General features: G+C 38.0%; 7 protein-coding genes. All 7 read right to left on the bottom strand.

What is annotated here, in order from left to right; all coding sequences use genetic code 11:
- Positions 1–60: 60 nt before the first annotated feature.
- Complete coding sequence (locus IGL32_RS07315) at positions 61–5,688, bottom strand: TIM-barrel domain-containing protein (protein WP_167591365.1); 5,628 nt, start codon at positions 5,686–5,688, stop codon at positions 61–63.
- Between the two features lie 535 nt (positions 5,689–6,223).
- Entirely contained in the window at positions 6,224–6,619 is a 396-nt protein-coding gene (locus IGL32_RS07320; RefSeq protein WP_002410573.1) for a hypothetical protein, read from the bottom strand.
- A gap of 47 nt (positions 6,620–6,666) precedes the next feature.
- The gene (gene adhP / locus IGL32_RS07325; protein WP_002361987.1) at positions 6,667–7,683 is read right to left on the bottom strand and encodes an alcohol dehydrogenase AdhP; all 1,017 of its coding nucleotides are present in this window, start codon (positions 7,681–7,683) and stop codon (positions 6,667–6,669) included.
- 208 nt (positions 7,684–7,891) lie between these two features.
- Positions 7,892–8,872: a DUF916 and DUF3324 domain-containing protein gene (locus IGL32_RS07330; RefSeq protein WP_002379535.1), complete on the bottom strand. Its 981-nt coding sequence runs from the start codon at positions 8,870–8,872 to the stop codon at positions 7,892–7,894.
- Between the two features lie 98 nt (positions 8,873–8,970).
- A complete protein-coding gene (locus tag IGL32_RS07335) occupies positions 8,971–9,522 on the bottom strand; it encodes a hypothetical protein (RefSeq protein ID WP_002357217.1) in 552 nt (183 codons plus the stop codon).
- A complete protein-coding gene (locus IGL32_RS07340; protein WP_025189861.1) occupies positions 9,515–9,874 on the bottom strand; it encodes a hypothetical protein in 360 nt (119 codons plus the stop codon). The genes IGL32_RS07335 and IGL32_RS07340 overlap by 8 nt, the downstream gene beginning before the upstream one ends.
- Positions 9,850–12,522, bottom strand: coding sequence for a bacterial Ig-like domain-containing protein (locus IGL32_RS07345; protein WP_156210017.1), 2,673 nt, complete (start codon positions 12,520–12,522; stop codon positions 9,850–9,852). The genes IGL32_RS07340 and IGL32_RS07345 overlap by 25 nt, the downstream gene beginning before the upstream one ends.
- Positions 12,523–12,691 lie beyond the last annotated feature (169 nt).

Genomic DNA, 12,691 nt, shown 5'->3' on the forward strand with positions numbered 1-12,691 from the left:
ACTTACTTGCGCATTTGCACACTGTTTTTGTACAAATACGCCTTGTAAGTTAATGATACGCTAATTTTGGTCTTTTTTATTTTTGAAGAATAATTTTCCTAAACCAATACTTACTATCAATAGAAAACCACTGATTGACCAGATTGGCGAAACAACTTCATTTGCTTTTGGCAAAGTACCAGAAGTGGTGGTTTTCGTTGTCGTTCCACCTGTTGCTGTGCCCTTTCCTTGGCTGGTTACACCACCAGTACCGCTAACCGTGCTATGATTTCCATTGTTGCCTGTAGAGTTGCTACTGATTGGCTCTTCTGCCATTGCTTCAATGGCTTGTGATAAAATACTTAAACATTTGTCCACAGCTTCTTGCGTCGCATTTGGGTCCTCAACAAGTGCTTTTGCTTGTTTAATTGCTTCAGCTAAAGCTTCTTGCGATGCTTTTGTAAATTGTTTTCCTGCTTTAGGTTTCAAGGTTTCTGCTTTTTGAAGCAGTTCTTTCAACTTTGTTTTATCCGTTTGAAGGACTTGTTCCTCTAAACTATCCAAAGCAGTTTTTACATTTTTTTCAGCAATATCAATTTGTTCTTGCCGAGCATTTTTATCAGCTAAAATCCCTTCCGCTTGGTCAATTGCTTCAGTTAAGCGCGCTTTAGACTCGCTGGTAAATTCTTTTCCGGCAGATGGTTTGATTGCTTTTGCTTTGGCTATCATTGCCTCTAAGGCTTTTTTATCTGTAACTAACACTTCTTCTTGTAACCCATCGATGGCACTAGTTAATTCAGCAACCGCTTCATCAATCATTTTTTGATTAGCTGCTGGGTTTTTCAATGTGTTTTTAGCTGCTAAAAGCGCTTTTTGTAACTCTTGTAACGAGGAGGCAGTAAATTGGTGCCCTTCACTTGGAGTGACTTGCTGCGCTCGTTTGACTACTTCTTGTAATTGGTCTTTATTTACAAGGGGTACTTCTTTTAATTGAGCCATTGCAGTTTCCAATGCGTTTAGAGCCTCTGAGACTTCTTCTTTTGTCGCCGTTTCTTTCGCTACGATTGCTTCAGCCGCTTGAATTGCTTCTTGCAATTGTTTTTCTGTTTCTTTTGTAAATTGGTATCCTTCTTCCGGCTTTCTTCCTCGGGCTTGAGCGATTTGCTCTTTTAAGGTTTCCTTATCAACGGCGACGGGTTGTTCTTTTAATTGTGCAATTGCTTCACGCAATGTTTTAGTCGCTTGGTCTATTTCTTCTTGAGTAACTTTTTCTTGAGCAAATACTTTTTGAGCTGCTGCTAATGACTCTTCGAGAACTTTTTTAGTTTCTTCGGTGAATTCTTGCCCATCACTTGGTTTCTTCGCTAGCCCCTCTTGAATTGCTTTTTCTAAATCAGCTTTATTCGCTACATCAGGCATTTTTTCCAACTGACTTGCAGCCTTTTCTAGGTTTTCCGCGGCAGCAGAAACGTCTGTCTGTGTGGCTTGTTCATTGGCTAGAACAGCTACTGCCTCATCTAAGATTGGTTTAAAGATTGCCCAAGTTTCAGGCGTATATTCTTTTTCGACACGTGCTTGATTTAGCGTAATTAGCGCTTGTAATAACTCTTTATCTACTAGCTCTGTGGGCTTCACTGTTACAGAAAAATCTGAAAGTGTGGCTTGTTGGAATCCTTGGCCTACTAATAAGCCTTGACTCATATCAAATTGTAATGGCTGCTCAACAGTTGTCGCACGTTTTACGCGAGTTGTTTCTTTTACTTTAACTTTAAAGGTAACTAAGTCCATTGAACCATTTAACAATTGTTTATTTCCTTGATTACTAAGAACTAAATATAGATTCTCCACATCATTTGAATGTTTCCGATATTTAGAATAATTTTCCATTTGTTGTGTATTATTCGTGGTTGCAGGCTGACCGACAAGTTCAAATTTGCTAGAATCAAAGGACATTTTTGTGCTTAACGCATTAATGTTTTTTAAGTCTTGACCTTTAAGTATAAAGGTTAATGTATCGCCAGGAAGATAAGTATCCTTGCCATTTTCATTAACCACAGCAAGGGATAAACCGCCCGCAATTTCTTCGACATCAGGTATCTCAATCCCACCATCTAATTGTCGTAAAACATAACTGATATCATAAGCATCAATTACCCCATTTTTATTTAAATCACCTTTTTCAACATAGCCATTAAAGTCACTGTCCACAGATTCTAAGCCTGTATAGTTTCGATAACTCATTGCATCATTTTCATCAATCGTTCCATCGTTAGTAATGTCTCCATGTAAGATTCCTTCTGTTCCTGGTTGTTTGTAAAAGAGCATCTCACGACCAGAGCCAAAATTACCCACCGATTTTAATACCTTCATTTCAACAAAACGATACGCTTGGTCCTTCGTTTCAATGGTTTTTGTCAAAGCATCTTGCTTCCAGTTAATAGGTTCTGAAAACTCTGTCCAATTAGCTCCATCTTTCGACGTCCGATACTGGAGCTGCAAAATATTTCCGTTGCCGGCATTGTCTCTTGGCAAGTATTCAATTTTATCCATTTGATACTCCGCACCAAGATCAAATTTTAAAGACAAGAAATTTCCATCACTTGGATTAGCGATGCCTGTTGACCAGTTCGTATGCCAACCTGTACTCAAATCTTTATCTGTTAATTTCTTCAATTCTGCGCCTGGTTGTTCTGGTAAATTACTTGTTGCTTTGACTTGATTAATTGTTTCTTTATAGGGATCATCTTGTGTTTTTCCTTTAATCGGTTCACTCCATTCAGAGACCCCGTTTTTTCCAACAGCTCGAACTCGAAAAGTATGTTCGCTTAGGAAGGAAAATCCATCAAATGTTGCTGTATTCGTTTGAATATTTCCGAAAACAGTCCCGTCACGCTCTACTTCATAGCTTGTTGCCTCAGTTACTTGATCCCATTGAAGAGTCAAAGAAGATGGCGTTGTTTTTTCTTCATTGATTGCGACATTTGCCGGAATAGTTAACTGGTCATCGACCGTTGTATTTCCTCCGTCAACCGTTCCTTTATTAATGAAACCTTTGACAGTTATTTGAACATCTTTGGCGGTCACAGATTGTTTCGCTAGTTTTACTGATAACGCTGATTGGTTCAGTTTTTCTCCTGAAGCTTCAGAAAGATACTGATTCACTTGGAATTCTTTATCAAAATAATATAGATTTGTGCCAGCTAAAAATTCTTCTTTATTAGCTGCTTGTTTCAAGGTTACTTCTGTCCCCCCCACCATTGCTGTTACGCTTTCGGGCGCTTCTGAAGCTAGCAAATCAAGCGTGGTGCTTCGTTCATCAACAAAGTCTTTATAACTTCCTTTTGTCGGTTCGATAGTAACGGTCAGATCCCCTTTTTCGTTTGATTTAGGGCCTTGACTATTTATTTTAGTCGTAGCTGATTGCCCAGCTTCATAACTAGTTGAAATTCCGTCATCTTCATACATATTAAAAGAAGTGGTGCCATTTGGATAAATCAAGAAAGATCGTTGATCTCGTTGGATTTCCTTTGGATTGTTGTTTGGATTCGTCATTGGGATAATACTGCCATCTTTGACGAAAACGGGCACCTTCCACAGCGGTGTTTTTACTCCATTTAAGACACGGCCACCTTGATATTTTTCGCCTGTAAATAAGTCAACCCAGACTTGTTTTTCATCTGGTAAGTAGATTCCATCACGGATTGAATTTCCTGCCTCATCTTGATTGCCATTATAAATTGGGGCAACGAGTAAATTTGGTCCCCACATATATTGGTATTGAGAATCTTTTGTATATGCTGTTCCTTCATTAGGAAATTCTAAAGCCATGGCCCGTACCATTGGTAGTCCATCAACTGATTCCTTGGCAATACTGTAGTTATAAGGCATCATCATTGATTTTAATTTTAGATACGCTCGGTTCAAATCTGTGGCTTCTTGATCAAAAGCAAATGGCGTTTTTGGATTGGAGCCCCAGCCGTCCATATTTAGCTGCACTGGTGTAAAAGTTTTCCATTGGAAATCACGTATGTTGATCTCTTTATTTTTTCCACCAAAAATTCCATCCATATCTGAACCGACATTTGGTTGTCCAGACAACGAAGTCCCGATATATGTTGGGATATGGAAGCGAATATATTCCCATTGACCACCCGTTTGATCGCCTGTCCAAATACCAGCGTGCCGTTGGGTTCCGGCCCAACCATCTAATGAAACAATCATCGGACGAACTGCGCCGTCTGTTTCTTTTACAAAAACATTCGCGGCATCTTCTACACCATTTAAGCCAAAGGAATACCCATACCCGACCCACGCCACGTCAGTTTTGAGAGCTTTAACACCAGCGACACTAACTTCTTTCGCAATATCCCGTTCTCCTTTTTTAGGATTTTTAGGATCCGCTGGATGGAGATTAGATTGAGTCCACAGCCCCACTTCAACACCATTGGCTTGAGCATACTCTGTAAATTCTTTTAAGTTTTGTACATCGCCGTCCAATGAATCTGTTTGGCCATAGCCAGCACCGTAGCCGTCATTTGGCAAGAACCACCCTAACGGCATATCGTTTTTCTTATATCGATCAATAACTGCGCGTGCAGAAAATTGATAATTCTCTTTTTCTCCATTTAAAGATTCTAGCGTGCCATTTAAGTTTCCTAGATCGCCTGGTTGGTATTCTTTGTAAAAATTACCATCTTCAAACTTAACTGCTCCCGCGGTTCCTTCTGCTACTTTCACCCAATAGTCCCGATTATACGCGTTTAAATGCGCTTCATAGAACCCGTATTCTGGCATCAAAGCTGGTTTCCCAGTTAATTCATAGTAATCTTTTAAAATACCTGCTGAGGAATCATTAAAGAAATAAAAAGCATCAAAATCTGTTCCTTCGTGCGTTGTTGTGGTTGTTTGTGGATCATGACTTCCAAAATCATAGTTGCCAGGTTTCCATGTATTTCGAACAACGCCATACCCTGCAGTTGACCAATAAAATGGGTTAGGCGATGCTACTCCGCCATCTACCCAATTGTTCGTATTGACAATCTGGATAGCTGTTCCTTTATGCGTAAATCGACCATTTTGAGTTCCTCCGCCAAAATAATTTTCTTGACTACTTTGTTTTAACGTTTGTGTAGCTTTATCATTTTTAAAGGATAGCGGAGCGGTTTCTTCTAAAATAACTTGATTCTTTTTCTTGTCTAGAACCTTCATTAAAGCGCTTTCTTTTTCGAATATAATTTTTAAACCATTATTTTCTAGAATAAATTGGTTTCCTGAATCTGTGACGTTCGTTTGCTCAAAGGCTTGTGTGCCATAGTCGGCCATTGTTTTAGCCGTAATTTTCGCAACATGCTTTGGATCATTTGGCGTTGGATATTCTTCAAATTTACCAGTTGGATCTAGATGATAGCGAAAAAGATGGTCGTTTAAAATACTAATTTGTGCTTTTTTTCCAGAAGCATACGTAATGACAAAGTTTTTCTCCGCTTTTTCAATCGACACAATTGCTCCGACTGACGTTGCTGAATCAGCTACGTCTTCTTTTGCTGTTTGCTCTTGCGCATCAACCACTTGAGAATCCATCGTAACAAACAAATGGAACGCCAATACAGACGAACTCACTAATAAAAATGTCAACCAGTGCTTTTTACCGTAAATTTTTTTACCTTGATACTCTTTGTTCATTTTTTCCTCCTTAAAATTGCTCCCCATAGAATAGTTCCGACACAATTACTCACAAAATCCAAAACCCAACAAGGTTTTATCCAGATGAAAAGTCATAACGATTTTCTTAGTTTACTGAGACTGTTAGAAAGTCAGTTTCAGTAAACCTTTCATAAACACATCCTTTCAATAAATTATTAAATGAAAACAATCCATTTTCATCTTATATAAAAATTTTATTCTTTAACAAAATAACTTAAAAAAATTTTAGTACAGAATCACAATTTCCTAATGAATGCGTTTTCATTTGTTGACTACCAATTTTTCACTTTTTTAATAACATAATTATCGTATGATGGTTTTTTTGTGTTTGTCAACGGTTAATTATAGCAGCCACCATTAACGAGTATTAACCCTTGATAAACCTGTTAATTCACTTATAATGATGATTTTATTGCGAAAATATCTACATCAGAAAAAGAAAGACTTTTTTCAAAAATCTAATACCTGTTGCTCAAATCTAGTCTATTTAAAAATAATCAACACCCTCCTGCTCAGCAAGAGGGTGTTGATTACTCGTTTTTTAGTGATTGATTTGACTTGCTGGTGTGAAAAGCAAACTAATGATGATGCCAACTATCAGTACCGCTAGCAATATAAAAATTAACTTTCCAAACCGGTGATAGGGATTGATCGAAAGCCCAATCCCATAAACTTTCGGAACCCACAAAGGAGGCGTTGGATTATCTTTTTGATCTTTATAGGCTATCTTTAAAATCTGCCACGCAAAATACAACAATGGTAAAACCATAATTACCCCAACTATACCTAGCCATTTTGCTAATAAGTCACTAGTATGCAAAAGACTGATTGTCAGAATTGGTACAAACAAAAGAATAAAGCTAATTGTGGCTCCCACTTGTGCTTGCTTAAGCAGTCGTCTCTCACGGAGAGTAAGATTCGCAAACATTCTATCCATCCTTTCATGGTTTTCAGATTAAATCAACGAATCACTAAAAAACTAAATTAACTGCGAAAATCAATGACCATTCGCCCGCGAATTTTTCCTTGTTCCATTTCTTCAAAAATAGCATTAATTTCTTCTGGTTGGCGTGTTTGACAAACAGGAACAACTTTTCCTTCTGCACCGAATTGGAAAGCTTCTCTTAAATCTTGACGGGTTCCAACTAACGATCCGACTACGTGAATGCCATCAAGAACAAGACGTGGAATAGATAAATCCATTGTCTCAACAGGCAATCCAACGGCGACAACCGTTCCTCCCGCACGGACTGCATCGACTGCGCCATTAAATGCTGATTTAGCTACCGCAGTGACTACTGCTGCATGGACACCGCCAATTTCTTTTTGAAGTTGTGCAGCAAAATCAGGATCTTTAACTGGATTAATTAAAAGATCAGCACCCATTTCTTTCGCAAAAGTTAACTGATTATCATTCACATCAACAGCTACTACTTTTGCATTAAAGACATGCTTGGCATATTGTAAAGCTAGATTACCTAGCCCACCTAATCCTGAAATCATTAGCCATTGACCTGGACGAATCCCAGATTCTTTTATCGCTTTGTAGGTTGTTACCCCTGCACAAGTAATAGAGGAAGCTGGCTCTGATGCTAAATTTTCTGGCACTTTCACTGCATAACCGTCTGTGACGATGCATTCTTCGGCCATGGCACCATCAACTGTATATCCAGCATTTTTTACTGAACGACAAAGCGTTTCTCGACCAGAAGTACAATATTCGCAATGCCCGCAGCCTTCATAAAACCATGCAACAGATGCACGATCACCAATCTTTAAACTAGTAACGTCTTTTCCAACCTCCGTCACAATCCCAATTCCTTCGTGACCTAAGGTACAACCGCTAACATCGCCAAAATCTGCATTCTTAACGTGTAAATCCGTATGACAGACACCACAGACTTCCATTTTCAACCGCGCTTCATTATCTTTCAATGGACGCGATTCTTTTTCAACAATTTTTGTTGTTTTTCCTTTTGCTGCGACAATTGCTTTATACATGGTTCTTTCCTCCTTGTTTCTATTGTGAATCATTGAACAATAATAGTATAATACTACTTTCCAAAATAAGGAACACCAATGACTTGCGTAAATTAACGCTAATTTGACAATTTATCCTTGCTAGACAGCTATTCTTCCCTTATGTCATAGATAATTCATACTGGCATGATTTTTTCTGCATAATTGTCAACTATTTTAAAGGCAGGTTTTACAACCTCATTTTTCCCTTCTTTTTTCCCAAGATATAGCAGACGGTACCTAAAATAACTAGAATTAAAAAGGCCATGAGGTACTTAAGCCAGTGAAGGTTTTTGACTTTATGATCAACAGAACGCTTATTATACTGATCAGCTTGCTTTTTGTTTATCGTGAAATCTTTTGAGAACGTCCAGCTCCCCTCATGGTTTTTCAACTTAATGGTATAGGTATAGTCTCCAGGTTTAAACGAATCTTTCAGTAAAATAGGTAGGTCAAACCTTGTGTTTGGTGCAAAACTAAGATTATTTTTCTTTTCGTGAATGATCGTTTTGTTTGTTCCTTTTTCTTTAACAAAAAAATCTCCTTCGACTTTTGACAATAACTTCCGCTGTGGATTTTTAATTTCCATCGAAACAGTATTGTGGCGGTTAATTTGCCCAATTTTAACAGAACCACTTTCCAATTTTGCAGGTATGGTCTCTGCTGTTTCATTCACCCGAATAGCAATCGTATGCATATAAACATTTTGAATTCCACCCTTGCTTTGGTCCCCAGCTATCTCTACAGGTCGAATCGTCACTCCACCTAATAAAATTCCTGAGAATAACTTTTCTGGCATCGTTATTTGAAAATCAATCGTTTGTGATTGTTTACCAGGAACACTAATGTCCTTCCTATTGGGACTAATCAAATCACTAAGTACCAAACTCATCGATGGATCTTTTTCAAAGCTACTTTTTGTATAGTCAACTATCCCATTACTATTTGTTGTTGCTGTATTTACCTGAACTTTAAATTTTTGAGGGTTCGGCGTAGTATTGGTTATCGTTAATTTGAATGTATCTTTTTGTTTCGGAGTTAATGTCATATCAAAAAAATTACTGGTTTTGTTATTTTGAGTTGCTCCGAAAACGGGTGTGACTGTATACGCATTCGCATTGTCAATTGTTGCTGAACTATTGGTATTAGACGGATCTGCCCAGGCACGCATCGCTCCACCTAAACAGAGAATAGTCAATATAAAAAGTATCTTTAAAATTCTTTTCAATTTATCTGCCTCGTTTTCTTACATCGTTTTATGTTAAATTCTTAGGCGGGTGCTCCATCGATGGCATTCCAGACGATGGTCCCAGAGTAGGTATTTGCAGCAATACTTTTAGGTATATTTAACGTTGCATTTAAATCAGCTGTCGTGACAGTGTCTGATAAACGGATATCACTTTTATCTAGCGAAATAATGGTTGAAGCATCTGTGGTTAAATCAACGCCCGTAAAGGTACCTTTTTCAGAAGATCCGTCAGGTTTTTTAGTGTCTAAATGAAGTGTCATTCCGTCTAAGCCAGTGACACCTTTTCCTTTATCTTCTAAATTCGCTGTCAGATACCAACCTGTATTCGTTGTCCCACGATTATCATTAATGATAAGTTGCGACTTGCTTTGATCTGGTTGCGTATGATCTTGGCCGTCTTTTGTCACCGTCCCAAAGTTAATTTGTGCTAATGGTGTAATGGTTAATCCGCCACCTAAAACCGACACATTCGCTGTGGTATTGGTATTATCAGCCGCATTTACAGTTTGTTGACCAATTAAAAAAATCCCCGTTCCTAAAGTGACAGTTAAACCAATTATTTTTTTATTCATTATTTTTCCTCTTTTCTTTATAAAGTCCGACGATTAATGTACTTCCGAGTACCACGATTCCTAAAATCGTCTCTTGAGACGTAATCTCGTTTGTTTTTGGTAAAAAATTAGGTTGTCCTCGTGAAGTTGGCATATCGTTAGTCTGCGGTATAAGCTCATTGGGATGTGGAACAATATCCTCACTCTCTTTCACTATTACCATGACTTTTGTGCCAGCTTGTGCGTCAGCTGTCTTGTCTTCAGCTTGTGCTTGAATTGGCAAACCGAGAATAAAGGCAACAAACAATAAATCATAGATAAACCATTTCACAGCTATTCCCTCTTCCCTTACGGTGTTGCTTCTAAGTTCCAAATTAACTGAGCTTCATATTTATCAGCAGGTGTGACTTTTGAAATAGTTAATGTGGGCAATAATTGTAATTTCGTCAAAACTTTTTTATTTTTGATAGATTGGTTACTTACATCAGCTACTAATTGTTGCTCATCGTTAACCATAATATTTTGCTCAGTTGTTACATAATCGACTGACTTTGGATTTAGCGTGAGATCAAGCCCTGCGTCTTTCCACGCTTGTGTTTTCTGATCATTTAAATTATAGGCTACTTCAAGCTGCCAGCCAGTTGTCCGATTAGGATCCCCCGTATCTTCAATGTTCATCTCACAACTTTTTAATGTCTGTGTTTGATCTTGGCCATTAAATTTTACGTTCTCAAAAGGCATTAGTTGTTCAGATAAGTGATAAAAGTCTAGACGATTAGAGTAATAGTAGGTCCAATCAACGGTAATACTTTCACTAAAACCTACTATTTTAGAGATATCATAAGTAATTTTATAGACGCCCGCTACTTCATCGTTTACCTGATCAGGCGTATAGCGAATCGTTATCTTACTATAAGGAATGGACTGTCCATCATTATCTGTTGCACTATCAAAAAGACGTTTTGGATCGAAGGGCGTCCCCACAGAAAAGCTGTCGTTATGTGCACCAATATGAGCTGAAGAGGGAATGACTTCTAGTGCAGTCTGCGCCTCTAATCCTAGGTAGTTATAATCAATTTCATATTTACCAACCACTTTTGTATCCACCGCATCTACTGGGACCTTTTGCTCTCCGTCCAGTTTATATATGGTGACACTTACGTCTCGAAAATCACCTTTTTTACCATCTGGTGTTTGTAAGCTAGTCACTTCACTTTCTGGTTGCCATTGAGTATATTGATAAATCGTATCTTGAGATTTAACTTTAATTTGCGCTTGATCAATGTGCACAGCTAAACTTTTCTCATTTGAGTAGCTTTTAGATGTATCATCAACATCAAGAATTCTAAATGTTAATGTGTAATCTCCTGAAGTTGGTAAAGCATCTGCTAAACAGTTAAAACTAACGCAATCATCTGTGACTGGTAAATTTTTTAAATCTTGCTCCCCAATTTTATGAAAATCAGTTTGGGCAGCACCTGAAATTTTTTCTTCAATCTGAACTTTTCTAGTTGTCGGAGCCTTAACGGTTAGTTCTACTGGTATCTTTTGTTGCGGGTGAAATGTTGTTTGACCTTTAACAAAAGCTGCCCTTTCTAAACTTGGCACTTGGTATGGATCTATTGTGACGCGCATATATGTTTTATCTGTGGGCTCTGAAGAATCCGTTCCTGGCGGATTGACTAACGGCAGCCCACAACCATCTTTGCCACTAAACAAATAAGTTGTTAACCCGTTTTGCTGTTGTGAAGAGACATTCACATTGGCCTTAGGATCAACTGTGTGAGTATGAAAATTAACTACGCGCGCAAACCGTTGAGCAACATACCCATCTGTCCAATTAAGCGGATTGTCTTGTCTTTGGTTCATCGTAAACTTTGGTGATAAAAACTCCCCTGGTAACATCGTTGTGCTTTCAGGTATTTCAGGATATTTAGAGGCATCTTGGGTATTGTAATTGGATAATGGATTGTCTTTATCACCGCTGTCCCATGGCGAGATATAAGAAGACCAAGTAGCCACTTTCCCGGTGATTCCAGTAATAATTTGATGATTCAAATTATTTGGATCTTGCTTTGCTGCTGCCGCTAAACTTGTCGCACGTAACCACATGTCTGCACTAGCCGTTACCATATTATGATTAACTGTATTCGTTGTATCTGAAAATCTACCCAATTCATACGTCCGGCCAAAAAAATCTGCCGATAACAAAAATTGATCACTCTCATTACCATCCGACAAAACATTTGATACAGGTAAGCGATGTTTCGTTAAACTTTTATTGAGGGAATAATCCTTCGAATCGCCATCTTTCATCAAAGTTGCCACATCTAAATCAAAATGAAGCTCAAATGTTATTTTAGTTTTATCAGGTTCATTACTCCAAATGTCATAAATTTTCCCAAGAGACAAATCAATAGAATCTCCACGTTCACAAAACATCACCTGATGCTCAGTATCAACCCCACTATAGTCTTGTTCGGGATCACCCCACCCTGGTGAACCATCTTCTGAAAAACCGTTAAACGTCCGCATTCCTTTTGTGTTGATGATTGATATTCGTGTATTTTTTTGTCCACTAATTGAATAAAAATTTTCTGGATTATCCGCATAAGCCTTGTCATAAGCCGCTTTAAAATTATCTGCACTTATATTTTCTGGTAAATGAAACATCAGACCATATTGCATCCCATCGGTATCGAAAGCAAGAGCAGTAATTTTTTGTGTATGAGAAGTGTCCACTGTTCCGGATAATTTTACGTGTAATTTTCCTCCAAATGATCCATCAGGACCACCACCACCGTCATGGCTTATCTCCATTCCATAAGGTAAATCAGTTCTCAAATCAATGGCTATCCCTCCCGCTTGATAGAGCGAAGCTGCCTCGCATTCTTGAAAATGCACGCTCAAAAAACAAGAAATCGATACCAATAGTAGACAAGAGTAAAAGAAATAAGCAATGCTTTTTTTTCTTTTGTAGGTTGGCATTTTCATTTTTAATTGTTCGTTGATTTTTTTCATTGCTTACTCACCTTGACCTTTTTTGGAATTAGAAACTAAATAATAATTATTCTAACTACTGCTAGCTTATCAACATTGAAATTGCTTTGCCACACACAATTAATGTATAAGGCTGTACATTAATTGTGATGGCCGCTTCTTATTGCGCTTGTGTTAACATATCAATACA

Source organism: Enterococcus sp. AZ035 (genome assembly GCF_050548325.1).
Classification (GTDB): Bacteria; Bacillota; Bacilli; order Lactobacillales; family Enterococcaceae; genus Enterococcus; species Enterococcus faecalis.

Bases quoted from the DNA above. Each gene is read 5' to 3' on its own strand.
- IGL32_RS07315 (WP_167591365.1), bottom strand. From the start codon at position 5,688: ATGGGGAGCAATTTTAAGGAGGAAAAAATGAACAAAGAGTATCAAGGT.
- IGL32_RS07320 (WP_002410573.1), bottom strand. From the start codon at position 6,619: ATGGATAGAATGTTTGCGAATCTTACTCTCCGTGAGAGACGACTGCTT.
- adhP (WP_002361987.1), bottom strand. From the start codon at position 7,683: ATGTATAAAGCAATTGTCGCAGCAAAAGGAAAAACAACAAAAATTGTT.
- IGL32_RS07330 (WP_002379535.1), bottom strand. From the start codon at position 8,872: ATGCGTGCCTGGGCAGATCCGTCTAATACCAATAGTTCAGCAACAATT.
- IGL32_RS07335 (WP_002357217.1), bottom strand. From the start codon at position 9,522: ATGAATAAAAAAATAATTGGTTTAACTGTCACTTTAGGAACGGGGATT.
- IGL32_RS07345 (WP_156210017.1), bottom strand. From the start codon at position 12,522: ATGAAAAAAATCAACGAACAATTAAAAATGAAAATGCCAACCTACAAA.